The organism is Leeuwenhoekiella sp. CH_XMU1409-2, assembly GCF_037029365.1.
GTDB lineage: Bacteria > Bacteroidota > Bacteroidia > Flavobacteriales > Flavobacteriaceae > Leeuwenhoekiella > Leeuwenhoekiella blandensis.
Genome location: NZ_JAYMEI010000003.1, coordinates 33,202 through 59,953, shown reverse-complemented (window position 1 = coordinate 59,953; position 26,752 = coordinate 33,202). Strand labels below are relative to the sequence as shown.

26 protein-coding genes are annotated in these 26,752 nt (G+C 39.2%); 14 read left to right on the top strand and 12 right to left on the bottom strand.

Annotated elements, in window-relative coordinates; all coding sequences use genetic code 11:
* Positions 1–4 precede the first annotated feature (4 nt).
* The 5 genes from WA338_RS03705 (at position 5) to tsaB (ending at position 5,812) form a co-directional block, all read left to right on the top strand.
* Positions 5–1,264, top strand: a complete 1,260-nt coding sequence (locus tag WA338_RS03705) for an ABC transporter permease (protein WP_272986348.1) — start codon at positions 5–7, stop codon at positions 1,262–1,264.
* A gap of 31 nt (positions 1,265–1,295) precedes the next feature.
* On the top strand, positions 1,296–2,447 hold the full coding sequence (locus WA338_RS03700) for an efflux RND transporter periplasmic adaptor subunit (protein ID WP_009781597.1): 1,152 nt from the start codon (positions 1,296–1,298) through the stop codon (positions 2,445–2,447).
* A gap of 66 nt (positions 2,448–2,513) precedes the next feature.
* The gene (locus WA338_RS03695; RefSeq protein ID WP_272986346.1) at positions 2,514–3,839 is read left to right on the top strand and encodes a TolC family protein; all 1,326 of its coding nucleotides are present in this window, start codon (positions 2,514–2,516) and stop codon (positions 3,837–3,839) included.
* A gap of 35 nt (positions 3,840–3,874) precedes the next feature.
* Positions 3,875–5,134: an efflux RND transporter periplasmic adaptor subunit gene (locus tag WA338_RS03690; RefSeq protein ID WP_009781595.1), complete on the top strand. Its 1,260-nt coding sequence runs from the start codon at positions 3,875–3,877 to the stop codon at positions 5,132–5,134.
* 3 nt (positions 5,135–5,137) lie between these two features.
* Positions 5,138–5,812, top strand: a complete 675-nt coding sequence (gene tsaB, locus WA338_RS03685; RefSeq protein WP_009781594.1) for a tRNA (adenosine(37)-N6)-threonylcarbamoyltransferase complex dimerization subunit type 1 TsaB — start codon at positions 5,138–5,140, stop codon at positions 5,810–5,812.
* A gap of 4 nt (positions 5,813–5,816) precedes the next feature.
* On the opposite strand, the gene WA338_RS03680 is transcribed toward tsaB, so the two are convergent.
* The 3 genes from WA338_RS03680 to WA338_RS03670 form a co-directional block, all read right to left on the bottom strand.
* Positions 5,817–6,674, bottom strand: a complete 858-nt coding sequence (locus WA338_RS03680) for a mechanosensitive ion channel family protein (RefSeq protein WP_009781593.1) — start codon at positions 6,672–6,674, stop codon at positions 5,817–5,819.
* Between the two features lie 190 nt (positions 6,675–6,864).
* On the bottom strand, positions 6,865–7,065 hold the full coding sequence (locus tag WA338_RS03675) for a dodecin family protein (RefSeq protein WP_009781592.1): 201 nt from the start codon (positions 7,063–7,065) through the stop codon (positions 6,865–6,867).
* A gap of 85 nt (positions 7,066–7,150) precedes the next feature.
* Positions 7,151–8,056: a NifU family protein gene (locus tag WA338_RS03670; RefSeq protein ID WP_009781591.1), complete on the bottom strand. Its 906-nt coding sequence runs from the start codon at positions 8,054–8,056 to the stop codon at positions 7,151–7,153.
* A gap of 143 nt (positions 8,057–8,199) precedes the next feature.
* Here WA338_RS03670 and WA338_RS03665 point away from each other — a divergent pair, with 143 nt between their 5' ends.
* Complete coding sequence (locus WA338_RS03665; protein WP_336092119.1) at positions 8,200–9,192, top strand: PorP/SprF family type IX secretion system membrane protein; 993 nt, start codon at positions 8,200–8,202, stop codon at positions 9,190–9,192.
* 2 nt (positions 9,193–9,194) lie between these two features.
* Here WA338_RS03665 and murI read toward each other — a convergent pair whose 3' ends face one another.
* The 8 genes from murI to WA338_RS03625 all read right to left on the bottom strand — a co-directional run bounded on the left by murI (position 9,195) and on the right by WA338_RS03625 (position 17,157).
* On the bottom strand, positions 9,195–9,986 hold the full coding sequence (murI, locus tag WA338_RS03660; RefSeq protein WP_009781589.1) for a glutamate racemase: 792 nt from the start codon (positions 9,984–9,986) through the stop codon (positions 9,195–9,197).
* 69 nt (positions 9,987–10,055) lie between these two features.
* Positions 10,056–10,568 (bottom strand): OmpH family outer membrane protein, encoded by a 513-nt coding sequence (locus WA338_RS03655; protein WP_009781588.1) that lies wholly within the window; start codon positions 10,566–10,568, stop codon positions 10,056–10,058.
* 67 nt (positions 10,569–10,635) lie between these two features.
* Positions 10,636–11,445, bottom strand: a complete 810-nt coding sequence (locus WA338_RS03650; protein WP_009781587.1) for an OmpH family outer membrane protein — start codon at positions 11,443–11,445, stop codon at positions 10,636–10,638.
* A 33-nt stretch (positions 11,446–11,478) separates the two neighbouring features.
* A complete protein-coding gene (bamA, locus tag WA338_RS03645) occupies positions 11,479–14,061 on the bottom strand; it encodes an outer membrane protein assembly factor BamA (protein ID WP_009781586.1) in 2,583 nt (860 codons plus the stop codon).
* 4 nt (positions 14,062–14,065) lie between these two features.
* Positions 14,066–14,806, bottom strand: coding sequence for an isoprenyl transferase (locus WA338_RS03640; RefSeq protein WP_009781585.1), 741 nt, complete (start codon positions 14,804–14,806; stop codon positions 14,066–14,068).
* Positions 14,807–14,815: 9 nt separating this feature from the next.
* Positions 14,816–15,508 carry a type IX secretion system protein PorG gene (gene porG / locus WA338_RS03635; protein WP_009781584.1) on the bottom strand — a complete coding sequence of 231 codons (693 nt, stop codon included), beginning with the start codon at positions 15,506–15,508 and terminating at the stop codon, positions 14,816–14,818.
* A gap of 99 nt (positions 15,509–15,607) precedes the next feature.
* Positions 15,608–16,492, bottom strand: coding sequence for an NAD kinase (locus tag WA338_RS03630; RefSeq protein WP_009781583.1), 885 nt, complete (start codon positions 16,490–16,492; stop codon positions 15,608–15,610).
* Positions 16,493–16,494: 2 nt separating this feature from the next.
* Positions 16,495–17,157 (bottom strand): CBS domain-containing protein, encoded by a 663-nt coding sequence (locus WA338_RS03625; protein WP_009781582.1) that lies wholly within the window; start codon positions 17,155–17,157, stop codon positions 16,495–16,497.
* Between the two features lie 86 nt (positions 17,158–17,243).
* On the opposite strand from WA338_RS03625, the gene WA338_RS03620 reads away from it, so the two are divergent.
* The 8 genes from WA338_RS03620 to clpX all read left to right on the top strand — a co-directional run bounded on the left by WA338_RS03620 (position 17,244) and on the right by clpX (position 25,760).
* Positions 17,244–17,957: a pyridoxine 5'-phosphate synthase gene (locus tag WA338_RS03620; RefSeq protein WP_040533756.1), complete on the top strand. Its 714-nt coding sequence runs from the start codon at positions 17,244–17,246 to the stop codon at positions 17,955–17,957.
* Between the two features lie 3 nt (positions 17,958–17,960).
* A complete protein-coding gene (locus tag WA338_RS03615; RefSeq protein WP_009781580.1) occupies positions 17,961–18,731 on the top strand; it encodes an alpha/beta fold hydrolase in 771 nt (256 codons plus the stop codon).
* A 274-nt stretch (positions 18,732–19,005) separates the two neighbouring features.
* Positions 19,006–20,268: an OmpP1/FadL family transporter gene (locus WA338_RS03610; protein ID WP_009781579.1), complete on the top strand. Its 1,263-nt coding sequence runs from the start codon at positions 19,006–19,008 to the stop codon at positions 20,266–20,268.
* 12 nt (positions 20,269–20,280) lie between these two features.
* The gene (locus WA338_RS03605) at positions 20,281–21,771 is read left to right on the top strand and encodes a hypothetical protein (protein WP_009781578.1); all 1,491 of its coding nucleotides are present in this window, start codon (positions 20,281–20,283) and stop codon (positions 21,769–21,771) included.
* Between the two features lie 125 nt (positions 21,772–21,896).
* Positions 21,897–22,238, top strand: coding sequence for a phage holin family protein (locus WA338_RS03600; RefSeq protein ID WP_009781577.1), 342 nt, complete (start codon positions 21,897–21,899; stop codon positions 22,236–22,238).
* A gap of 95 nt (positions 22,239–22,333) precedes the next feature.
* On the top strand, positions 22,334–23,656 hold the full coding sequence (gene tig / locus WA338_RS03595) for a trigger factor (protein WP_273016787.1): 1,323 nt from the start codon (positions 22,334–22,336) through the stop codon (positions 23,654–23,656).
* 151 nt (positions 23,657–23,807) lie between these two features.
* The gene (gene clpP / locus WA338_RS03590; protein ID WP_040532964.1) at positions 23,808–24,482 is read left to right on the top strand and encodes an ATP-dependent Clp endopeptidase proteolytic subunit ClpP; all 675 of its coding nucleotides are present in this window, start codon (positions 23,808–23,810) and stop codon (positions 24,480–24,482) included.
* Positions 24,483–24,527: 45 nt separating this feature from the next.
* Positions 24,528–25,760 (top strand): ATP-dependent Clp protease ATP-binding subunit ClpX, encoded by a 1,233-nt coding sequence (clpX, locus tag WA338_RS03585; RefSeq protein WP_009781574.1) that lies wholly within the window; start codon positions 24,528–24,530, stop codon positions 25,758–25,760.
* 115 nt (positions 25,761–25,875) lie between these two features.
* Here the strand turns inward: clpX and WA338_RS03580 are convergent, their stop codons facing one another.
* Positions 25,876–26,730 carry a PD40 domain-containing protein gene (locus WA338_RS03580; RefSeq protein ID WP_009781573.1) on the bottom strand — a complete coding sequence of 285 codons (855 nt, stop codon included), beginning with the start codon at positions 26,728–26,730 and terminating at the stop codon, positions 25,876–25,878.
* Positions 26,731–26,752 lie beyond the last annotated feature (22 nt).

The window sequence follows — 26,752 nt, the reverse complement described above, 5'->3', positions numbered from 1 at the left end:
TATTATGTTTAGTAAAGATCGCTGGGATGAAATTATAGAAGCGCTAAGCCGAAACTGGTTTAGGACTGCGCTTACGGCATTTGGAGTGCTTTGGGGAATCTTTATCCTTGTGGTGCTTCTTGCTGCCGGAAAAGGGCTTGAGAATGGTGTAAAGAAAGATTTTGGAGGCATTGCAACCAACACGATGTTTATGTGGACGCAAGGCATATCGAAACCTTATAAAGGTTTACCTAAAGGTCGAAGATTTAATTATGATCTTGATGACGTGGCGGCAATAAAGCAAAATATACCAGAACTGCGCTTTGTGTCACCCCGCAATCAATTGGGTGGTTTTGGCGGAGCGAATAATGTTGTGCGTGGCCTCAACTCAGGAGCCTTTAATGTTTATGGCGACTATCCTGAATTTATCGAGCAGCAACCTATGAATATTACTTCTGGTCGCTTTATGAATTATGGAGATATTCAGGAGAAGCGTAAAGTGGCGATTATAGGCGAAGGCGTGCGTAACGCTTTATATGAAAATGGCGAAGAGGCCATTGGTACGTACATCAAAATTAACGGAGTCAATTTTATGGTTGTGGGTACGTATGCCAAAGTTGCCAGCGAAGGCGATTCCGAAGAAAATCAAAAGGAGATTTATGTGCCTTTTACTGCGTTCTCCCAGGCTTTCAATATGGGAAATCGAGTTGGCTGGATGGCAGTCACCGCTAAAGATGGTTACTCGATCACCGCGCTCAAGTCTGAAGTTTTTGACATTATAAAAACAAGACATACGATTCATCCCGAAGACGATCGTGCTATTGGTAATTTTGACCTTTATGAGCAATATCAAAAAGTAGACGGACTGTTTATCGCGCTTAAAGTAGTCGCCTATTTTGTAGGGATCCTAGTGCTTCTTTCAGGGATTATCGGGATAAGCAATATCATGCTTATTGTCGTAAAAGAGCGCACCAAAGAAATAGGCATACGCAGAGCATTGGGTGCGAGCCCTTGGTCTATACGGGGTCAAATTCTTATGGAGTCTGTTTTTCTTACTATAATTTCCGGGATGGTAGGGATCTCTCTAGGCGCAGCGCTTATTTATGTGCTTAACGCGATACTCGACGCTAATGGTCCGGTTGAGATGTTTGCCAATCCAAGCGTTGATCTGGGAACAGTGATCACAGCGCTTTTCATTCTTATTTTTTCCGGATTACTTGCTGGTTTTATTCCGGCTCAAAATGCTATTAAAGTTAAACCTATTGATGCCTTGCGCACCGAATAAAAATTTCATCAACAAAACGAATCATTAACTCATGAAAAAATCGGTTACTATTGTTATCCTGGCGGTTATCGCTATCGTTTTTATAGGATCACTCTATTATTTATATCAGAAAAATCAGGAGGACCCTGTGGTGTACACCACCGAAACCCCTTCTAAACAAACCATTGTTAAAAAAACGGTTGCTACAGGAAGTATTGTTCCGCGGGAAGAGGTGCTTATCAAGCCTAATATTTCAGGAATTATCAAAGAGATTCTTGTAGAAGCCGGCGCGTTTGTAGAAGCCGGGGATTTGCTTGCGCAGATCGAAGTTGTTCCTAATGCTTCTTCGCTCGTGAGTGCACGTAATAACATTCAAACGGCTAGAACCAACTTGGAGACCGCAAAGTTAACGCTTGAAAATCAAGAAAGTATTTATCAAAGACAGAAAGCACTTTTTGATAAAGGTGTTGTGAGTGCCAATGATTTTGATAACAGTCAGCGTGAGTATAATCAGGCGGTGCAAAATTTTAAGCAACAACAAGTGAGTTTGTCTAGTGCGCAGCAAAACTATGATATCGTAAAAACGGGTACCACAACTGGATTGGGGAATAATGCGACAACTTCAGTACGCGCAACGATTACCGGGATGGTGCTGGAAGTTCCTGTAAAAGAAGGTAACCAGGTTATTGAATCTAATAATTTTAACGACGGGACGACGATCGCTTCTTTGGCTAATGTTAATGATATGATCTTTGAAGGAAAAGTAGATGAGAGCGAAGTAGGTAAAATTAAAGAAGACCTTCCGTTAGAGATTACGGTTGGGGCTATTGAAAATAAAAAGTTTGATGCAACCTTAGATTATATCGCGCCAAAAGGCGTTGCAGAAAATGGAGCAATTCAATTTGAGATTAAGGGAACTTTGGCCAAAAAAGATTCTACCTTCATTCGTGCCGGTTTAAGTGCCAATGCATCGATTATTCTAGAGCGTGCAGATGACGTACTCGCTATTAAGGAAGCTTTGGTTCAGTATGATTCAAAAACGCAAGAACCTTTTGTTGAGGTAGAAACGGGAGACCAGGAGTTTGAGAGAAGAGCCGTAAAGCTTGGTGTAAGCGATGGTATTTATGTAGAAATCCTAGACGGAATTTCAGAAAATGAAAAGATCAAAGTCTGGAATGCAGTAAAGCCTGCACAAACTTTTTAAGAAATAATAAAACCTATTGTGTAACACTTTATTGTTAAGTACTACATATCATACAGAATTTAAATCATGAGAAACGCAATACTCTTTTTTATTTTAGTTTTTTCGGCAGCCTCTGGTTTTGCTCAGAAAAAATGGACGCTGCAAGAATGTATCCAGCGCGCGTTAGATGAAAATATTCAAGTGCGCCAGGCGCAATTGGATGTTGCAGCTGCGGCTTTAGATAAATCTGACGCCGAAGGAAATTTTTTACCTACGCTTAATGCCAATGCATCGATATCAGAAAACACCGGTCTTAACTTTGACCCTACAAGTAACTTAGCGACAACTACTCAGTTCTTGTCTGCTAGTGGAGGGATCAATACTTCCTATAATCTTTTTGACGGCTTGCGTAATTTTAAGCAATTGCAACGTGCAAAGCTTACAGCACTTTCGGCGCAATATGGCTATGAAAAATTAGAAGACGATATCGCTCTTAACGTGGCTAACGGATATCTTCAGGTTATCTTAAACAAAGAGAATTTAAATGTGTTACAATCTCAGAATGAAGTGACGCAGCAACAGCTTCAACAAACCAAAGATCTTGTTGAAGGTGGTGTGGCTCCACGAGGAGATTTGCTCGAAGTGCAGGCACAAAATGCTAACGAAGTTCAAAATATTGTAGCAGCAGAAAATGCGGTTCAGATTTCTTTGATCAGCTTAGCACAAACTCTGCTCATAAGAGATTATAAGAATTTTGATATTGCAGATGGTGACTACCAGATCTATGGAGAAGAGGTGTTGCTTAAATCGCCTGCAGAAATCACTGATGCGGCTAAAGAGGAGCGCTACGAGGTGAAAATCGCAGAGAACAATTTAGCCTTGGCAGAAAAAGATGTTGAAATTGCAAAAGGAGCGAGTTGGCCTACAATTTCAGCATTTTTTGGGTACAGCACGCGTTATTCAGAGCAAGATATTACAAACACATTTCAAGAGCAGTTATACCTTAACGATGGTATCTCTTACGGCCTGCGTTTAAATGTTCCTATCCTTAATGGATTTCAGACTAAAAATAACATTCGTCGCAGTAAGATCGCGGCAGACCGTGCTGCAATAAATTTGGAGCAAGCACAATTAGATCTAGAGTCAAATGTGTATCAGGCGTATTTAGATGCTCAAGGAGCGCTTAAAGCGTATGAGGCTGCACAAACTGCTGTAGAATCGCAAGAGCTGGCATTCTCTTATTCTCAAGACCGCTATGAAGTGGGTTTAATCAATGCCTTTAATTTCAGTCAGGCAAAACAACGTTACGACAATGCGCAAATTGATTTAAACCGCGCAAAATATGATTATATATTTAAGCTGAAAGTACTCGAGTTATACTTTGGAGTTCCTGTAGAAGATTTAAAATTCTAGAGCATAACGAGTAATTTCTTTTTAATAATAAAAAGATGAATAGAAAGACCCTTATAATTATTCTTGTTGCAGCAGTAGTACTTATCGCTGCGTTAATTGGTGGAAAGAAAGCCGGTTGGTTTGGTAAAACAGGTGAGTTTAAACCTGTAGAGACACAAGAGATCGCTCTGGCAACTGTTGTTGAAACGGTAGCCGCCACCGGAAAAATTCAACCGGAAACAGAGGTTAAGATTTCTTCTGAAGTTTCAGGAGAGATCATAGAATTACCTGTTGTTGAAGGCCAGCAAGTTGAAAAAGGGGATCTTTTAGTTCGTATCAATCCAGATTTAATTCAGTCTGCGCTCACACAGGCACAAGCATCGTTGCAAAATGTAAAGGCAAATCAGGCGCAGTCAGAAGCGGCTCTTAAAGTGGCAAAGGCCAATTATGAGCGTAATCAAAAACTCTTTGAAAAAGGAGTGATTTCACGATCTGAGTGGGATCAGTCTATCTCTGACTATGAGATCGCTCAAGCCAATGTAAAATCTGCTTATTACAATGTACAAAGTGCAGCGGCAAATGTAAATCAGTCCCGCGATAATCTATCGAGAACAAGTATTTATGCGCCAATTAGCGGCACCATTTCTAAGCTAGATGTAGAGTTAGGTGAGCGTGTTGTGGGAACACAACAAATGGCCGGTACCGAAATGATGCGTGTGGCCGATCTTGGAAATATGGAAGTTGAGGTTGATGTTAATGAGAATGACATTGTGAAGATCAACATCGGCGATTCTACACGTGTTGAAGTAGACGCTTATCTTAAGAAACGTTTTAGAGGGGAAGTAACCGAAATAGCAAATTCTGCGGAAAGTAATCTTACGGCAGATCAGGTGACCAACTTTAAAGTGAAAGTGCGCATTCTTGAAGAGTCGTATAAAGATCTAACCGAAGGTAAGCCTGAAGCCTATTCACCATTCAGACCGGGAATGACTGCAACTGTTGATATTATCACCAACAGAGCAAATGAGGCGATTTCGGTACCTATTAGCGCAATTGTTATAAAAAATGACACCGCATCAGTAGGTTTTGGAGAAACGCAATATGAGGCTGTGTTTGTTAAAAGCGGTGATAAAGCTGCTTTAAAGCGTATTAAAACAGGAATTCAAGACGATTCAAATATCGTAGTCTCAGAAGGTCTAGAAGTAGGAGATGAGGTGATTACAGGTCCTTACAATACCGTGACTAAAATACTTAAAGACGGTGATATGGTAGAGGTGCAAAAAGATGCTAAATTTGGTCCTTCAGAAGAAGACTAGATTATGGCCTTAATACTTTGCTTAGAAACTACAACTACCAATTGTTCCGTAGCGCTTTCCCGTGATGGGGAAGTTCTGGCGCTCAAAGAAGATATGGGACTTAATTATAGTCACGCAGAACGCTTACACGACTATATTGATTCAGTTTTAAAAGAAGCAAAACTGTCCAAAAATGATCTAGATGCGGTTGCAGTGAGCAAAGGTCCGGGATCATATACGGGTTTGCGCATTGGCGTGAGTAGTGCAAAAGGACTATGCTTTGCGTTAGATATTCCGCTTATTGCTACAAACACACTTGAGGCTCTCGCTATGCAGGCAGAGATAACTGATATCAAAACGATCATCCCGGTGCTTGATGCGCGTAGAATGGAAGTCTATAGCGCGATTTTTAATTCAGAATTTGAAGAGAAACGCGGTATTGAAGCGCAAATTATAGAAGAAGATTCTTTTAAAGAACAATTAGCTGACGGGAACTGCTTATTCATAGGAAATGGCGCCGAAAAGCTACAACCTATTCTAAAACACAAACACGCGCATTTTAATACTGAAGCTTTGCCTTCAGCTCGCGAAATGGCATTTTTGGCTGAGGCTAAATATAAAATAAGCGACACCGAAGATGTCGCTTATTTTGAACCTTTTTATTTGAAAGACTTCGTGGTGACAAAGTCTAAAAAGTAACGCCTTATTTCCCAGAAAAAGTAGCTCCACTTTCATTAAACACGTGTACATCGCGTTGTGGAAATGGGATAACAATACCTTTATCTTCAAGACGTCTTTTACCTTCTTCAAGAATATACCAGTGTAATGCCCAGTAATCATCATTAGTTGCCCAGAAACGTAACGACATATTTACAGAACTATCTGCAAGTTCTGTAACAACGATCATCGGTTCTGGGTGTGGATCGTGAAGTACAGTCTCTTGTTCATTTACGAGTTCTAGTAAAATATCTTTAGCCAATTTGATATCACTATCATAAGAGATTCCCCAGGTTTGCGCGTTTCTTCTTACGCCTAATGAAGAGTAGTTGATGATATTATCGTTAGAAAGTTTTCCATTAGGGATTACAGCTTCCTGATTTCCGAAGGTGATGAGACGCGTATTAAAAATCGAGATTTCCTTTACAGAACCGTCAACACCTTGAGCAGAGATCCAATCGCCTACTTTAAACGGACGCAATAAAAGAATTAAAACACCTCCTGCAAAGTTTGATAAAGAACCTTGAAGTGCCAGACCAATAGCTAAACCTGCGGCACCAATTACAGCAACGAGCGATGCAGACTCAACACCAAGTTGTGTGACAACCAAAACAAAGAGTAGTATTTTTAAAGTCCAATTGATTAAATCTGCAATGAATTTCTCAAGGGTTACATCATAATCCTTTTTGTCAAAAAACTTCTTTACCAGACGGTTGATAAGTTTAATGATGTAAAAACCGATAAGTAGTGTTAAAATAGCACCTATCAGACTTGGTATAAAATCTATAATTTTTGTACCAAATTTATTGGCGTAGTCTTCCCATTGGGTAATGTCAAAATCCATATAAAATCTTTTAGTTTATGCAAAGGTCACAGATAATGAGCGTAAATAAAAAAACCGAATGTTTAAATATCGTTAATTGTTAAAGCCTTAATACTTGGGATGCGAAATCTATTTTTAATAATTATTCGATATTAGTGTGAAATAAAAAATCCCGCTACTGCGGGATTTTCAAAGGCTATATGAGTGCCAATTATTTTACTTCAAAAGTGATTTTTACATTCACTCTAAATTCTGAAACGGTATCGCCTGTAACTACAGCACTTTGCTCATTTACATAAACCGATCGAATATTCTTTATTGTTTTTGAAGCTTCTTTTACAGCATTTGCCGTGGCTTGCTCCCAGCTTTTGTTTGAGCTCGCCAATACTTCGATTACTTTTAAAACTGCCATAATTATTAGTTTAGTTAATTTCTAAGTCGAAATTTGAAGATACGATAATTTAGACGGTTTTAAAAATCAATTTGTTGTTAATGTGTTAACCGTTTATGGCCTCTACACTGTTGATTTTTCCGCGTAGCATTTCTTTAAGCATATTCTCGATTCCGTTCTTTAGGGTAAAAGTTGAAGAAGGGCATCCGCTGCAGGCGCCTTGCAAAATAACTTTCACATTTTTTGATTCGGGATCATAATGTTTAAAAAGAATATTACCACCATCACTGGCTACAGCAGGCTTTACATATTCTTCAATAATGTTTGCGATTTCTTTTGACGTGTCGTCCATCGCTTCAAATTCTACTTCCTTTTGCTCTTCAACGGCTTGTGGTGTTTTTTTGAAGTTTTCAGAAATGATCTCTTTTCCTTCTTCAATATAGGTTTTGATAAACTCACGCACTTCCTGAAAAACGTCGTCCCATTCAGCAACATCATATTTTTGAACACTCACGTAGTTAGAATCCATAAACACTTCTTTTACAAAAGGAAAATGAAACAGTGCAAGCGCAAGTGGTGCATTTTTAGCCTCGTCAATGTTTTTAAATTCTAAAGTTTCAGTAACGATTTTCTTATTGGTTACAAACTTTAAAACCGCAGGATTGGGTGTGCTTTCGGCATAAACCGTTACAGGAACCTTTTTCACTGAAGTTGCATCTTCAATAATAACAACCCCGTTGTCATTTAAAAAGTTTTCAATTTGAGCAGAAAGCTCATCTTGAATATCGATCCATTCTACGATATTGAATTTTTCAATCGCAATAAAATTTTGTGAGATATAAACCGTTTTTACGAAGGGAAGGTAAAAAAGTTGTTGCGCCAGTGGCGAATTTTTCGCCTCATCAATATTTTTAAATTCATAACTGTTGTGATCAACAAGAAATGAATTTGCCTGAAATTTTTTTATCGCAGGATTTGATGTAGGTTCTATGGTTATATTAAAAGTGCTCATGATTTAATTTTGTGCAAATTTAGCTAATTTATAAGTCGTGACTCTTTTTTTAGTCGTGTATCATGCTATCTCCTTATATTATTTATTTAGATTTACAGGGTTAACACAAATAAAATTTAAGCATTAAACAGCCCAGGGTTATTTTGAAAAAAGTTCTATTCTTAATCTGCTTATTGTGTGGTTTTTACGGTAAAGCGCAAGAAGGCGTGCCGGTTTATTGGGATTATCTAACAGAAAATCTTTATTTGCTTCACCCCTCTATGGCAGGTGCTGCAAATGCTAATCAAATACGACTTACAGGGCGTCAACAATGGTTTGATGTTGAAGATGCGCCTAATCTTTATACCGCTGCAATTAACGGGCGTGTAGGCGAGAAGGTAGGTTTAGGAATGCAGCTTTTTTCTGATGAAAATGGAAATTTTTCTCAGCGCGGAGTATACGGTACTTTTGCTTATCATTTGCTTTTGTCACGTAACTATGTTGACCTCAATCAGCTTTCTTTTGGAGTAAGTGTTGGAGTGATGCAAAATACCTTAGACGAGAGTAGTTTTGATCTTACCGATTTTGATCCCATCATTAGTGGTGGCAGTCAAACCGATAATTACTTTAATGTAGATATTGGGATGTCGTATTACTTTCTTGATTTTTGGGCACATGCTACCGTTAAAAATGTTTTACCGCGCAGTAGAGCCATGTTTACGGCGCTCGAATCTACAAACCAGCGTAGGTATCTGGCTTCTGCCGGATATGTTTTTAGTAAACTGAATAGCCCTTGGAGTTACGAACCTTCTGTGATGTTTCAAGCGACTGATGAAACCCAAGAAGTATCCATAGATATTAACGGAAAAGTGTATCGTAAGTTTGATTGGGGTAAACTCTGGGGAGGTCTTTCCTACCGTAGAAATCTGGACGGTGCCCAGTACCTCAATAGCGATGGAAGTGTTGAAAGTCAAAAATCACAATACATCACGCCATTTTTAGGGGTGACTTATAAGCGGTTTTTAGTTGGCTATACCTATACCTATCAGCGCAACGATATTGTTCTCGCAAATGGTTTCCATCAAATCACGTTAGGTTATGATTTTGGTGTGCGTCGCGAACCTTACGAATGCAACTGTCCGGCGGTGAATCAATAAACTTAAAAAGCTAGATATTTTACTTCTTTCTCCACTTGAAGCTCTTTAGTAAGTGCTTCTAAAATTTCAATAGATGCATTGCTGTAAAGCTTGTGCTTACCAAATTGGTCAACCTGGCTCAAAAGTTGGTTTGCTCCTAAAACGCGTTCGGTTTGCTTTGCTACAGCCTGGCCGCTGTCAATGATTTGAATGTGTTCTGGAAGTATTTTTTTTAAGACCGGAATAAGATACGGGTAATGGCTACAGCCCAAAACAAGATAGTCTATATTTTGTGCAAGCATCGGTTCTATATAGCTCTTCAATAGATTGAAGAGTTTTTCAGTATGTAGTTTTCCGGCTTCTATAAGCTCAACGAGGCCTTTTCCTATGACTTCTACAACGTTGAGTTCGCTAGTATATAAACTAGAAGTACGGGCAAATAAAGCACTGCTTAATGTTCCTTTTGTAGCAAGTATGCCAATGGCTTTTGTTTTTGAGGCTAAAGCTGCAGGTTTTATTGCAGGTTCAATCCCAATAAACGGGATGTCATAATTGGCACGTAGCACATCGATAGCGTTTGTAGTAGCAGTGTTACAGGCTACGACAATGATTTTACAACCTTGATCTATAAGATATTCAGTGTTTTTTACTGAAAGCGCGATGATCTCCTCCTTAGAACGTTCACCGTAGGGTGCATTCTTAATGTCTGCGAGATAGATGCTGTCTTCATAAGGAAGTTTCGCTACGATTTCTTTCCAGATCGAAGTGCCACCAACACCGCTATCAAATACACCAATAGGTCGTTTGTTTTGCATGGCTCAAATATAAAAAGCCCTTCTGAATCAACAGAAGGGCTTTTAAAAATTTGTGAGACATTTAAAGGATTAGATGCCTAATTCTTTTTTAACGTCAGCCATTAGATCGTAACCGTCAGCTAAAATAAGACCAGTACCGGTAGTGCTGTCAAGAACATATTTATATCCTTTTGCTCTAGCAACTTTTTGAATCGCTGTACGTGCTTTTTCTACAATAGGCTGTAATGCTTCAGATTCTTTCTTTTGTAAGTCTCTAAGCGCATTTTGACGATACTCCATAATTTTATTACGAGTTTGCTCTACTTCAGCCTGGCGTTGAAGATTTGTTTCGTCAGTTTGACTTTGAGCCTCATTACCATAACGCTCCATAGTCTTTTTAAGCTCATTTGCCATAGTGTTCATCTCAGCATCATAAGAGTTTTGTAGTTTCTCTAAATCAGCTTGAGCCTGCTTATATTCTGGCATAGAAGTTAACAATTCTTGAGTGGCAATATGTGCTACTTTAGAATCTTGAGCCTGAACAAATCCTGTTGTTCCTAATATTAAAGCTAAGGCTACAACTAGGGTTTTAACGTGTTTCATTTTAGTAATATTAAGTGTTATAATTATTTAAGTTTTACTGCTGCCAATTATGACCTGTTGGCAAGGTTTAATTTATAGAATCTTTTACTTTTTTTCTAGCCTCTAAGATCGAATCTCTTCTGCGTTGACGATCTTCTAAAAGCTTTTGTCTGCGTGCTTCATATTCTGCTTTACGCGCTGCTTGAATCGAATCCCGAGTTGCTTTACGCTCTGCGATGATACGTTCACGCTCGCTTTGTTGTGCTTGAGCCTCTGCCTCGCGTTCTTCACGCTCGTTAACTTGATCTAAAGTTAAGGCTTCATCTCTTTTCAATTCTTCTTTATCAGCTCTAGAATTTACTTGTGTACGTTTTGCAGAACGCTTAATGCTCAATAAAATCTGATCGCTAATATCGTGTCTTTTATTAGCATAAAGCATTACAAGGTCTGAAGATTTGTCTAACACAAAGTCATATTGTCTTGCTTCTGCAATCTCTTGAACCGCATTAAATACCTGATCTTGAATAGGCTCAACTAAAATGCTGCGCTGCTTCATCAAATCTCCATTAGGTCCAAAACGCTTTTGTTGATATTCTAAAACTTCATTTTCAACAAACTTTATCTCATCTTCTCGCTCTTCTATCAACTCTTGAGTGAGCAGCACGCGCTCATTATCTAGAGTTTTTCTCATCTGTGCGATCTCTTTGTTCCTTTTCTCTATCTCGTTTTTCCATTGCGCCACGCGGTTGTCTAACTGAGCTTGCGCTTCTTGATATTCGGGAACATTTTCTAAGATATAATTCATATCTACATACCCTATACGAATACTACGTTGTGCTTCTGCGGTAAGCCCAAAAATCAAGAGGGCGATACTAAGAAAAATAACGTTGGTTTTCATACGCATTAGGATATTAGAAAATATCGTGCCAAATTAAAATTGTTGTCCAATTATAAAGTGTGTTTCCCAGCCGTTAGGACCTCCAACGGTACCAGGAATAGGATCAAACCCGTAACCAAAGTCGATACCTAATAAACCAAATGCTGGCATATAGATACGTACACCGGCTCCGGCTGATCTGTTCATTAAGAACGGATTATAATCTCTAAAATTGTCAAATGATGATCCTGCCTCGGCAAACATCAATGCATAAATAGATGCTGATGGTTTTAAGGTGATAGGATATCTCAACTCAAATTCAAATTTATTAAAAATCGTTGCACCTGTGTTTCCGTTTAAAGTACTTGCTTCATCACGATCTAAAGGAACAACCGATTGGTTAGGATAACCTCTTAATCGAATAACCTCACGACCATCTAAAGCATAACCTCCTAGACCATCACCACCTAAGAAGAACCTGTCAAATGGAGGAATACCACGATCGTTATTATAAGCGCCCAAGAAACCAAAATTAACTTTAGAGCTTAATACCAATTTACCTACAAGTGAAGTAAACCATTGTCCTTCAAACTTAACTTTGTAATACTCTAACCAGTTGAAGCGCTCTTGATCGATTTCTGCGATGCGATCATTGTTTCCGTTTTCTACAGCTGCTGCACGATCGTCTGCTAATTCTTTGTAATCGGTGCCATTCCATAAAGAATATGGCGGAGTTAGCTTAGCAGTAAGGCTGAATTTTGAACCGGTTCTCGGGAAAATAGGGTTAACGTCACCTTCATTACGTGAAATACCAATGGTATAGGCTAAGTTTTCTGAAGAACCATTACCAAAGGTAAATAGACCTACGTTGTAATTCTTCAAATCAAAATGCTGAAAGCTTATGGCGTGTGAGATCGTAAAATAGTTATCTGGTACCTCAAGACGTTTAGCTAATCCTAGCGACCCACCGGTAATTAAGAAGCGGCGATCTCGATCAACATCTGCACCACGCGTTCCATAGTTGTATAAATACTGAACACTATGAGAGAAGCTCATTTGTAATTGCACAGGCTTTTTACCGCCTAACCAAGGCTCTGTAAGTGAAGCACTATAGGTTTGATAAAACGTACTTGCTTGTGCTCTTAAGCTAAACTTTTGACCATCACCCATAGGTAGCGGTTGATAAGCATCCTTGTTAAATAAATTCTGAATAGAAAAGTTGTTGAACGAAAGCCCGAGTGTTCCTACAAAGCCACCACCACCGTAACCACCTTGTAGTTCGATCTGGCTGGCACCTTGTTCAACTAATGCATAGTTGATGTCAATTGTACCATCATACGGATTTGCATTTAGGAATTGTGGGTTAAGTTGTTCTGGATCAAAAAATCCTGTTTGTCCTAATTCACGCGTTGTTTGTAAGACGGCTGCTTGACTGTAGCGTTGGCCCGGTCTTGTACGTAAGTTTCTATAAATAACACGGTCTTTAGTCTTGTCGTTACCTGTGATCGTGATACGGTCAAAATAGGCCAGTTTACCTTCGGTAATGCGTATTTCAAAATCGATAGTATCATTTTCAACATTGGTTTCTACCGGATTTATAGAAGAGAATAAGTAACCGCTGTTTTTGTATAGGTTAGAAAGGTCTTCTGCGTTAGGATCTCCATCAGCAGAAATACGTTCTTTCAATAAAACTCCGTTGTACACGTCTCCTTTTTCAAGACCTAACTGACGTGCTAGTTCACGATCTGAGTATACTGTGTTTCCTAAGAAATCAATATCTCCTATATAGTACTTATCACCCTCTTCAACGCTTAGTTTTAAGGTGATTAAATCATCGCCGGTATGAAGTAAGGTGTCAGAGACAATACGCGCATCTCTAAAACCACGCTCTTTGTATTTATCTACGATAGAAACTTTGTCTTCAGCAAAATCTTCAGCGATATACTTAGAGCGTTTCCAGAAGCGTATAAGGTTTTTACGTTTGGTATTTTTCATCGCTTTGCGCAGTTTTCCGTCAGAAAGCTGCTCGTTGCCAATGAATTCAATATCTTCGATCTTAACACGATCACTGAGGTTTACATTAACCAGCATGTCAACTTTAGAATTCTCTGTGGTATCAGAAGTTGGTCTGGTGATAATGCTTACTTTCGAATTTAGATAACCTTGCTCTTTGTATTTGTTCTCAATGTAGAACTTGGTTTTAGTGATCAGGTTTTCGGTTACCTTAGTGCCTTTTTTAAGGTCGTTATCTTTGATGATATCCTTAGCTTTCTTCTCTTTGATTCCATTGATGGTTACCTTGTTTAACTCAGGTACTTCCTCAATTTCAAATTTAAGGTCAACCACATCACCATTAATTGTAGCATAAAGGTTAATGTCGCTAAAGAGATCAAGATCCCATAGACGCTTGATTACGTTACTAATGCGGTCTCCCGGTAAATACACGCGCTCTCCGCTTCTTAAACGTGTAAAGGCGATAACCGTTTGTTCATTATACTGTTTTGCACCTACTACAGATATCTCACCTATAGTATATTGCTTACCGTTTGAAACCGGTAAATCATCTTGGGCAATTGCGGTAGTAAAAGTTAGGCAGTTTAATAAAAAGGCCAAGAACAGGCCTGCTGATTTAGGCATCTGCTTAATTAATTTGCTCGCTCGTCTTTCCAAATCGTCGTTCTCTTTTCTGATAATTATAAATTGCTTCGTACAGATGTTTTCTTGTAAAATCTGGCCATAATACAGGAGTGAAATATAACTCTGCATAGGCGATTTGCCATAATAAAAAATTACTTATTCGCTGCTCTCCGCTGGTGCGAATAAGTAAATCTACATCAGGCATATCATGAGTATACAAATGCTCCTTAATGACTGATTCATTTATTAAATGTGGCGAAATTAAGTTTTTTTTAACTTTAAGACTGATATCCTGTATAGTTTTTACGAGCTCTTCTCGTGCTCCGTAGCTTAAGGCTAGGGTGAGTCGAAGGCGCGAATTGTTCTTGGTCTTTTCCATAACCTCTTTGAGTTCGCGTTGTGCTTTCTCAGGAAGGCTTTGAAGACTGCCAATTGCCGATAAGGATATATTATTGTCTTGAAGTGTTTTTATTTCTTTTTTTAAGGAAGAGACCAAAAGGTTCATTAGGGTGTCTACCTCTAGTTTAGGACGGTTCCAGTTTTCTGTAGAAAAGGCATAGAGCGTCACAAAAGGAACACCTAACTCTGCGCAAGCTTCAATGGTCTCGCGCACGGCTTTTGTGCCTTTTTTATGGCCTTTTACACGCAGAAGTCCTTGGTTTTTAGCCCAACGACCGTTGCCGTCCATAATAACGGCAATATGCTTAGGGAGCTTATGTTGATCTATTTCGTCTAAAAAATCCATTATTCTTCATTAAAAACCGCAATAGCACGGTTGTCTGCCAAAGGTATAAGTTACAGTGATTCCTGAAAACATATACCAGTCTTTATTATTGATATTACCAAAACTGGCAAAATTGTATTCCTCGGTCCCGGGGTAATTTCCATCTAGATTATCGGTAAATGTATAACGTGCTCCAAGTTCTAAAGCAAGCACAATGCTGCTACCTACATAAACTTTATACCCAATAACCATCGGGATGGACATATCCCACTCTGAGTCTGTACGCACTAGAGCATCTTCAGCCGGATCAAGGGCAAAAGAATCGTGGTAAAAGTAAGTAAATCCTGTATATAAATAGGGGGTGTGTGGCTTATCAAAACTTTGATGCATGTCAAAATCCCAAAAGTTGTATTCAATACCCACCGACCCTTCAATTAATGAGCCTGTGAAGGAGTAGCCGCGTTGTTGTCTTCTGCTATCGTCACTGTCTAGGTCTGAGGCATCTAGATTGGCATAGAGAATGCTCGCTCTAAAGGCGTGCCGTGGGCTGCGATTCCATTTTGCGATTCCGCCAAAAACCAAAGCGTTGGGTGCGATATAGCTAGAATTTCCTACATCACCTATAAAATTGCTTCCGCCTGCATAGACACCTACTTCATAAGTCTGGCTTATGCCTGTGGCTGCACTAAATAGGAGTAGCATAAAAACAGAAAAAAACTTCATAGGCTTCTAAAAGTTTGCAAATATAACATTATTGTTTAGGTGCTCATTATTAAGAATGAAGCATCTTCAGAATAAACAAGATTGCTGCAGATTTATTGCCTAGTTACGTTTGTCTTCGCCCCACAGTAGTTTTTTGCGTAGTGTGGTTAAAAAGGTGTCTTCTTCTAATAAAACCAATTTAATATTGAAAGGTGCTTTGGTGAGTGTGATTTCGGTTTCTACCGGTAGGGTTGCGATTCTAGAATCTAAGGAAACCAAATGATCTTCCTCACGACCACTTACAGTGAGTTTTATTTCAGTTGAATCAGGAACTACAATAGGTCGCGCATTAAGGTTGTGCGGTGCAATGGGTGTTAAAATAAAGCTTGAGGTTTTTGGCATAATAACCGGTCCGCCACAACTTAAAGAATATCCTGTTGAACCTGTGGGGGTAGAGATGATCAATCCGTCTGCCCAGTAATTGGTAAGCCGCTCGCCATTAAGTGCAGTGTCTACCGAAATCATTGAAGTAGAGTTTTTTCGGCTGACGGTCACTTCGTTCAAAGCAAAATTGAGTCCGCCAAACGTTTCCTCTCCTTCAGAAGTTTTAATGCTTATGAGGGAGCGTTCGGTAATGCTGTAATTGTTCTTAAGAATTTCTTCTACAGAGCTTACCAGTTTGTCCTTGTTCACAGTAGCTAAAAAGCCCAGACGCCCTGTGTTTATTCCAACGATGGGAATATCCAGATCACGTACGTAGGTTACGGTTTGTAAAATGGTTCCGTCCCCACCAATACTGAAAAATAAATCATAGGTATTGTCTAGCTCTTCAAACGTGCTAAAATGGGAATAGGTCTTATTGATATCCTCATTATCGTGAATGAGTTTAAGAAAGTTTTCTTCGATGATAACCTCAACGTCTTTTTGATTGAGTAGATCAAGCAATTGCTGAACGTAGTGTCCTGAATTTTTGTGATAAAATTGACCGTAGATGCCTACTTTCATAGTTATATGTTGAGGTATTTGTCTAAATACTGCGAGCGCTCGCGCAAATCTTTTATGAAGGCGTCTTCCTGATGTTGAGAAACCACAACATAGCCATATCTTCTAAATGCTTGAAGTATGGTGTTGAAGCTCGTGTCTGAACCTATTTTTATAGAAATTTGAGCCACTTCATTCTTAATCTGAGAGATGAATGCCCCAAGTACTTTCCCGTCATTAGATTCTACAATCTGACTGATCTCACTAAAGCTGTAATCATAAATGCCGTGTTCAATAACAATAATGCTTCCGCTTTCACTCAAAAAGGGTGTGCTGTTAAAATAGGTCATCACATCAGCAAGCTCATAATATCCTAAATAAGCTGCCGTGTCTTCATCTAAAACCGGCATCAAGTTAGCGTTGTTCTGAGCAAAAGCTTCTAAAACATTGAGCCAATTGGTGTCTGTGCGCACAAAAAATACCTCAAACATATGATTGTTGTCTGCGATGACCTCTTTGGCATCCAGGCAGTGTACGTCATTTTCATTAAGACAGCCTACGTAAACATCTTCGCGCAAGATGGGTACGTGTGAATATGTGGTTTGCGTAAAGAGCTCTTGTGCGTCTCCCAGCAGTAATTGCTCGTCGAGCGGGTCGATGTCTTTTATGATGTAATCAGTGATTTTCATAGCCTCTTTAATGCAATTTAATTAAAAAAGTAGCGGGCTAGCCCGTGTTACTTCGTATTTTTGCAGGCAAAGTTACAATTATTGAGATGACAAAATTAAGTGTAAATGTTAATAAGATCGCAACATTGCGTAATGCTCGAGGCGGTAATGTTCCAGATTTAATTAAGACAGTAAAAGATATTGAATCGTTTGGTGCGCAAGGGATTACGATTCACCCGCGCCCAGATGAGCGACACATACGTTATCAAGATGCCCGTGACTTGAAAGGTGTGGTTAAAACCGAATTGAATATTGAAGGGAATCCTGTAGAAAAGTTCATCAACCTCGTGCTGGAGGTGCAGCCAGATCAGGTGACTTTAGTGCCAGATTCGGTAGATGCAATTACTTCAAATGCAGGATGGGATACTATTAAGAACAGACTGTTTTTAAAAGAGGTCATAGCCGAATTTAAATCCCACGGAATTCGCACTTCAATCTTTGTAGATCCGGTTGCCGAAATGATCGAAGGAGCTAAGGAAACAGGTACAGATCGTATCGAATTGTATACCGAAGCTTTTGCCGAAGGTTTTAAAGAGGGACATCCTAATGCGGTAAAACCCTATGTAGATGCTGCTTTACTGGCGCAGGACCTGGACCTTGGTCTTAATGCAGGACACGACTTATCTCTAGAAAATATCAAGTTTTTTGCTGATAGTATTCCCGGGTTGTTAGAAGTTTCTATAGGTCACGCGCTAATCGCAGAAGCCTTGTATGACGGCCTGGAGAAAACCATTCAATCGTATTTAGAAGCCTTATCTTAATTTATGACGTTACACAGCAGTATTACCGGTTCAGGAAAGGCATTTGTGATTTTGCACGGCTTTTTAGGAATGGGAGACAATTGGAAAACCTTAGCCAATCAATTTGCCGAAGAAGGCTATGAGATACATTTGGTAGACCAACGCAATCACGGGCGAAGCTTCCATAGCGATACGTTTAATTACGAAGTTTTAGCAGAAGATTTGAAGGAGTATTGCGCGGCGCATAATCTGGAAAAGATCATTCTTTTAGGGCATTCGATGGGAGGTAAAACCGCCATGCTATTTGCAATGCGTTATCCTGAATTACTAGACAAACTCATTGTTGCCGATATTGCTCCCAAATATTACGCACCACATCATCAGAAAATTCTGGAAGGTTTAAATGCGCTTTCTGAAAATGAAGCGGCAAGAAAATCACGAGGTGAGGCAGATGCGTTTTTAGAGCAGTACATTAAGGATTGGGGAACGCGTCAATTTTTATTGAAAAACCTGTATTGGCAAAAAGATAAAACCTTGGCCTTGCGCGTGAATTTGCCCGTGCTTACAGATCAAGTTGAGGCAATAGGCGAAGCTTTACCTACACAAACGGTTTATGAAGGGCAAACCCTTTTCTTAAACGGATTGAAGTCTGATTATATCACCAAAGAGGATACAGCTTTGATCGAAGCTCACTTTCCAAATGCAAAAATAAAGGGAATTGCTAATGCCGGTCACTGGTTGCACGCTGAGAATCCCAAAGATTTTTTTGCTGAGGTGATGAATTTTCTACGATAAACCACTTGGTTTTGCGGTTTAAAGTTATATTCGCCGCTTAAAATTGGTGATTGGTTTAAAAGAATTCTTCGATTATGATAACGAAGCGCTATACTTAAACGAATTAGTAGGCTTTGAATCATAAAATCGGCGTAAATCGTATTGCAACTCAATAAATTTTTATAACATTGTTTGTAGAATTTATTATGCATGCACAATAAAAATGCCTTATTTTTGATGTATTCTTAAAAAAATTCACCTCAATTATTAAATTATAATTTTACCCTTTTAAAGTATGAAGAGAGTTTTAGTAACGTCTTTATTCTTATTAGCCTCAGCGATAACGTTTGCGGGAGGTTATAGAGTTGGACTGCAAGGACAACGCGCCCTCGCGATGGGGCATACCGGTGTGGCTTATGTAAATAGCGCAGAATTAGCGTTTTTTAACCCTGCTGGTTTAGTGTATTTAGAAAACAAGATAAATGCCTCAGCCGGTGGTTTTGGCGTTTTTTCTAGTGTCGCTTGGCAAAATGAAAGCACAGGTCAATTTGCCAATACCGATAGCCCAATGGGAACGCCCTTTTACTTATATGGGTCTTACACATTAAATGAAAATTTGAGCCTGGGTCTTGCTGTTTATACGCCTTATGGTAGTACGGTAGAATGGCCTACAGACTGGGCAGGTTCGCATCTCGTGAATAACATTGAACTGGCTGCAGTTTTTATTCAGCCGTTGGTGTCGTTTAAGATCAGTGATAAATTCAGCGTAGGTGGTGGGCCGATCTTTGTGACCGGTAATGTAAACTTTAACCGAAACGCAAATCGATTCCTTACAGATCTAGAAGGAAACCGTTCTAATGTTACTATCGATGATAGTGGTGTTACCAACTGGGGATATTCGGTGAGCGCGATGTTTAGAGCAAGCGACAATCTAACGTTTGGTGCAAACTATCGTTCAGAGATCATTTTAGAGTCAGAAGACGGTACGGCAACTTTTGCCAATTTCCCAAATGACAGTGGGCAGCCAATAGTTGTAGGTGGAACAGGAATACCTTCTAACGGTACTCAAGGCTTTAATGCGTCACTTCCGCTTCCTGCAGAACTTACCGTGGGTGGTTCCTATAGTAAAGATAAATGGGTCGTAAACTTTGATTATACACGTACTTTCTGGAGTGTTTATGAAGATCTTGATATTGTATTTGCAGATGGTTCAGAGTCTATTAACCCGCGTAATTACCAAGATTCTTCAATTTATAAATTTGGTTTTGGTTACGCTGCGAGTGAGAAATTTATGCTGCGTGCGGGATATTACTTTGACGAGTCTCCGGTACAATCAGGATATTTTGCGCCAGAAACTCCGCGTAACGATAGTAACGGTTTTTCAGCAGGACTTTCGTATGCTATTTCAAATAGTTTCGCGATAGATGCTTCGTTCTTATATGTTCGATTTAAAGAGGTTAATGAATCCTATGATTATGTAGATGATGGTTCTTCTTTTGGTGGAACATACAAATCAAGTGCATTTGTACCGGGAATAGGACTCACTTATAAACTTTAAAAAAGCTAGACGATGAAAAATTATATTAAATATATGGCTTTGTCAGCCGTGCTTTTAACAGCTTGTGAGGCAGAATTAGACAATCCTATTGAAGATGGCGGAGTTTACTCCAGTGGTTCTGCAGATCTTTCAAATTATGTGGCTGTAGGAAATTCCTTGACTGCGGGTTATGCTGATGGTGCACTCTATGTCACAGGGCAGCAAAATAGTTTACCTAACATTCTTGCAGGGCAGTTTGCCTTAGCAGGTGGAGGCGAATTTACACAGCCGCTTGTTGATGATAATACAGGTGGACTTTTAGCAAACGGAACGCAGATTCAGCCCAACCGTTTTGTGTTAGCTGTAGATGCTGATGGAAACCCTGGACCTGTGCGTCTTCAAGGTACAGCGACTACAGATATTGCCAATGGTCTTGAGGGTTCTTTCAATAATATGGGGGTTCCCGGAGCAAAGAGTTTTCATTTGGTAGCACCGGGTTACGGAAATATCGGCGGAGTTTTGACCGGAGCTTCTAATCCTTATTTTGTGCGTTTTGCATCAGCTGCAGACGCAACCATCATCGGTGACGCAGCGGCACAAAGTCCGTCATTTTTCTCACTTTGGATTGGGAATAATGATATCTTAAGCTATGCGACAAGTGGTGGAACAGGAGTAGATCGTACAGGAAATTTAGATCCGTCTAGCTATGGTCCTAATGATATTACAGATCCTAACGTTTTTGCAAGTGTTTACAGTCAGGAAGTTCAGGCGTTAGCGGCTTCTGCTTCTGGTGGAGTGGTTTTTAATATTCCAGATGTGACTTCAATTCCATTTTTCACTACTGTACCTTATAACGCAATTCCTTTAGATGCTGCAACAGCTGCAGGAGTAAACCAAGCTTATGCACAATACAATGGAGGTCTTGCGCAGTATGCTGCTTTAGGCGTCATTACTCCGGAAGAGCGTGATGCACGTACAATCAACTTTCAAGAAGGACAAAATGCTGTGGTTATTGAAGATGAAAACCTAACCACATTGCCAAATCCTGCCGGTGGAACGCTACCAAATATTAGACAAGCAACTCCTGAAGATTTAATCGTTTTGACTGCGTCTAGTACTTTAGGTACCCTTGCAGATCCTAGTAATCCAAGTTCTGTGATAGGAGTTGGAGTGCCTTTAGGTGATGCAGATGTTTTAATTCCTGAAGAGCAGGCTGCAGTAGTTGCAGCACAAACTTCATACAACGCGACCATTCAAGCTGTGGCTCAAGCAAACGGTTTGGCTTTTGTTGATGCACGTGCGATTTTGAATCAACTGGCTTCAAGTGGAATTTCTTACGATGCGGGAACCTTGACTTCGACTTTTGCAACCGGTGGTGCTTTTTCTTTAGACGGGGTGCATCCTACGCCAAGAGGATATGCCTATTTAGCAAATCAAGCAATTGCTGCAATTAATGAAATGTACGGTTCAACCATTCCTACCGTGAATATTGGTAGTTATGGTACGGTAAACATCAGTAACTAGGTAAAACATTAAGTTTACTTTATATAAATCGCCATCGGTTTCCGGTGGCGATTTTTTTATTTTTACTCGTGAGGGAACAGCAATGCTTTTAGCTTTCAACTTCTTTTTATACTAAATATAAATCTATGAAAACGCTTATAAAACTTTTACTTACTGCGCTGGCTGTGATCATTCTAGGGTATTTGCTGCCCGGAGTAGCAGTGACTTCGTTCTTCACCGCTTTTATTGTGGCTATTGTTCTTGCGCTATTAAGGCTTATTGTAAAACCTATCTTGATCATATTCACGCTACCTATTACCATAATAACATTTGGGATTTTTCTGCTTTTTATCAATGCGATCATCATACTTATCGCAGACTATTTTGTAGGTGGTTTTGCAGTTGATGGCATCTGGTGGGCATTGATTTTTAGTTTGTTGCTATCGCTGTTTCAGTCTATGCTTTTTGCGCTAATAAAAGAGGATTAGAAGCTTGCTGAATACCAAACGCTTATAAACTTTGCGTAGATATAAAAAAGATGTACTTTTGCACTCCAAATTTTATAGGAAAATATCACTAGAAGATGAATATTACACGCGAGAATATTGATGATTTAAATGCAGTACTTAAGGTAGATATTGCAAAAGACGACTATAATGAGAAAGTACAAAAAGTACTTAAAGATTATAGAAAGTCTGCAAACATTCCTGGTTTTAGAAAAGGTCACGTACCAATGGGGCTTGTGCAAAAGCAGTATGGTAAGGCCGTTTTGGTAGATGAGGTTAACAAGCTTTTGCAAGACAGTTTGCAAAAATATCTTACCGAGGAGAAGCTTGATGTTTTAGGTAATCCGTTACCTAAAGACCAAGAAGATCTTAATTGGGATGCAGGTGATTATACCTTTGAATTTGAATTAGGTCTTGCGCCTAAGTTTGAAGTAGATCTTCAGCCTAAAAAAGCGATCACAAGCTATACGATTGTTGTTGACGATAAAATGGTAGACAATCAAATCACTACGATTCAAAAACAATACGGAAAAATCACCAGCAAGCAAGAGGTTGAGAAAGATGATGAGGTTTCTGGTAGTTTTGTAAATGAAGAGGCTGAGTTTGAAAAGAAAACTATGTTTGAAGTAGCTAAGCTTAAAGGTAAAGCAAATACTTCAGCATTTGTTGGAGCAAAAGTGGGTGACACCGTTACCGTTTCAACAAAAGGTCTTTTTGAAGAAGCCGGTGACTACCGTTCATTCCTTGGTCTTTCAGAAGAAGAAGCAAAAGAGAAAAATCTTGAAGTTTCTTTTACTATTGAAGAAGTAAACCGCAGAGAGCCTGCAGATCTAGATCAGGAGCTTTTTGATAAACTTTATGGTCCTGGTGTGATCACATCGGTAACTGAGCTTAAAGAAAAAATTAAAGAAGAAGGTGAAAATCAATTCAAGCAACAAAGCGATCAGCAGTTGCTTAATGATGTAACCGAAAGATTGATCGAGAATACAGAATTTGATCTTCCTGCTGAATTCTTAAAGAAATGGATTCAGAGAAGTGGAGAGAAGGAGCTGACTTTTGAAGAGGCTGTTGAAGAGTACGAGCGTTCTGAAAAAGGCTTACGTTACCAGTTGATCGAAGGTAAGATCATCGCAGATAACGAGCTACAAATCACTTTTGAAGAGATCAAAGCTTATGCAAAAGAAATGATCAAAGCACAGATGGCGCAGTTTGGCCAAAACGATCCTAAAGACGAAGAGCTTGAAGGTATTGCAGCACGTATTTTGAGCAATCAAGACGAAGTTAAAAGATTATCTGAGCAGTTGATGAATAAAAAATTGCTTGATTTCTTTAAAGAGAATGTAAAATTAAAAGAGAAAGAAGTGACTTTTGACGAGTTTGTCAAAGAAGTTTACAACTAGTAATTCTCTAATTTATATAGTATCTTTAAGGCGTTTTAACGGTATGTTGAAACGCCTTTTTACTTAAAAATTAGTAAGGTGTTTAATACACCTTTTTTAATGAACTTTTATTTTGGAGTGCTTAGCACTTCAAGAACTTGAAAAAAATACTATGAACTACGCAGACGAATTTAAAAAATACGCGATCAAAGATCAGGGTATAAATAGCATGTACTATGATAAAATCGTAAGCAGCATGTATCCTGTAGGTCTTACTCCAAATATTATCGAAGAACGTCAAATGAATGCTGTTGCTATGGACGTTTTTTCACGTTTGATGATGGATCGCATTATCTTTCTAGGAACCGGGATTAACGACCAGGTTGCAAATATTGTACAGGCACAGCTGTTGTTTTTAGAAAGTGCAGACGCTTCTAAAGATATTCAGATCTATATCAATTCACCGGGTGGTAGTGTTTATGCCGGTTTAGGGATTTATGATACCATGCAATTTATTAAGCCAGATGTTGCGACGATTTGTACAGGTATGGCGGCTTCTATGGGAGCGGTTTTATTGTGCGCCGGAGCTAAAGGAAAACGCAGTGGATTAACACACTCTCGTGTGATGATTCATCAGCCTATGGGTGGAGCACAAGGACAAGCAAGCGATATTGAAATTACAGCTAAAGAAATTCTTACCTTAAAAGAAGAGCTTTACAATATTATTGCGAAGCATTCTGGTCAAACCTATGATAAGGTGTATGAAGATAGTGATCGCGATTACTGGATGAAAGCTGATAAAGCTTTAGAATATGGAATGATAGACGAGATCCTCGCGAGAGATTAAGTAAACCAACTTTTTTAAGTTGTTGAATACCCAAAAGATTGAATTATGGCGAAAGAAGAATTAGAATGTTCATTTTGTGGCAGAAAAAAGCCTGAAACCAACTTGCTTATTGCAGGTTTGGACGCACATATTTGTGACCGCTGCATTGAGCAAGCCCACGGGATCGTGCTTGAAGAGGCAAAAGAGTCTGATAAGAATGGACTAGATGGTGATCTCACTTTAAAAAAACCTAAAGAGATTAAAGACTTTTTAGACGAGTATATCATTGGTCAGGACTATACCAAAAAAGTTATGGCCGTGGCGGTTTATAACCATTATAAACGTTTATTACAGCCAGAAACTGAAGATGATATAGAGATACAAAAGAGTAACATTGTAATGGTTGGGCAAACCGGTACGGGTAAAACCCTGATGGCAAAAACTATTGCACGTATGCTCAATGTGCCATTAGCGATCGTAGACGCAACAGTGCTTACTGAAGCAGGTTATGTAGGTGAAGATGTAGAGAGTATTTTAACGCGGCTATTACAAGCTGCAGATTATAATCTTGAAAAAGCGCAACGCGGAATCGTATTTATCGATGAGATTGATAAAATCGCACGCAAAAGTGATAATCCTTCCATAACACGTGATGTGAGCGGAGAAGGTGTTCAGCAGGCTTTATTGAAGCTTCTTGAAGGAACAACGGTTAATGTACCACCTAAAGGTGGTCGTAAGCACCCTGACCAGAAGTTTATCGAGGTGAATACCGAGCATATTTTGTTTGTAGCCGGTGGTGCGTTTGATGGTATTGAACGTGTGATCAGCAAGCGTTTAAATATGCAAGCGGTAGGCTTTAGTGCAAGTATGAGTGAAGATGTAATAGATCGTGAGAATCTTTTAAAATACATCATTCCTAAAGACTTGAAAGATTTTGGATTGATTCCGGAAATCATTGGGCGTTTACCGGTACTTACGCATATGGATCCTTTAGATGCTAAAACCTTAAGAGCAATTCTTACTGAACCTAAAAATGCGATCATCAAACAATATGAGAAGCTCTTTGAGATGGATGATATTGAATTTGAGATCACAGGTCCGGCTTTAGATTATATCGTAAATAAAGCAATTGAATATAAACTGGGTGCTCGTGGATTACGTTCTTTATGTGAAGCGATTTTTACCGATGCGATGTTTGATCTGCCAAGTTCAGATTTGAACAGTTTTAAGGTAGATAAAGAATACGCAGAGTTTAAATTAGAGAAATCAACCATTAAAAAGCTGAAAGCAGTTTCTTAATGGGTTCGAAATAGAAAAGGACAGGCTCGGAATTTTCCGGGCCTTTTTTTGTCGCTAAAAATTTCAATATCCAAAACTAACCTTAAAATCAAAAAGTTATTTTTTACTAAGCCTTTTAGTCTTGCTGTGAACTAGTTGAAAATTCTGCAGCTGCTGCTACTTTTTCGTAAGCATAAACGTTCATTGTTCTGCTTAACGAATTTTTATTAGAGCTGAAGTAGCCCGAAGTCGAGCTTGTGGGAATGAATCGTATCTCATTAGAAGAAGAATTTATAGTCGTGCCCATATTTTTAGGTGCGCTGTAGGATTTGGTATCGGTAAACGCATAAAAAATATCATAACCACCTATAGATTCTTTGCGGTCTGAAGCAAAATAAAGTTGGGTGTTGTCAGGATTCAAACTCGGGAAGTTCTCATTAGCGCTCGAGTTGATTTGTGCGCCTAAATTATAAGGTTTCCCAATCACTCCATTTTTGAAAACCTGAACCGCATATAGATCATATCCGCCAAAACCACCCGGCATGTTACTGGAGAAGTACAGAAGCTTTCCATCGGTACTTAGCCAAGGGTTTTCAATAGAAAATCCTGAGGCGGCTACTATAATTTGTTTTTCATCGCGCCATAAATGGTTATAACTGGTGCTTTTATGAGCAGTAAATAGCGCGTAGGTATTTGGGGTAGAAAGTGTTTTGGTAAAAAATACTTGAGTTCCGTTTTTGTTAAATGTGATTCCGCCGTGATTGGTCTTACCGGTAAAAACCCCGGGCAAAAGATAAGGAACACTCCAGGTCGATTTTTGTTGCGTAAAGCCCAGAAGTTTATAGTCACTTTGCCCTAAAATGGTACGTCTGTTCAATTTTCGGTTAGAGACTACCACAAGGCTTTTTTGATACATACAGGTAGCATATTCATCAGCTGCTGTATTAAAGCTCAATTCTGTAACAGCATAGGTATTGTCTGCACTAGACATATACCTGTTTGCAAATAAAATG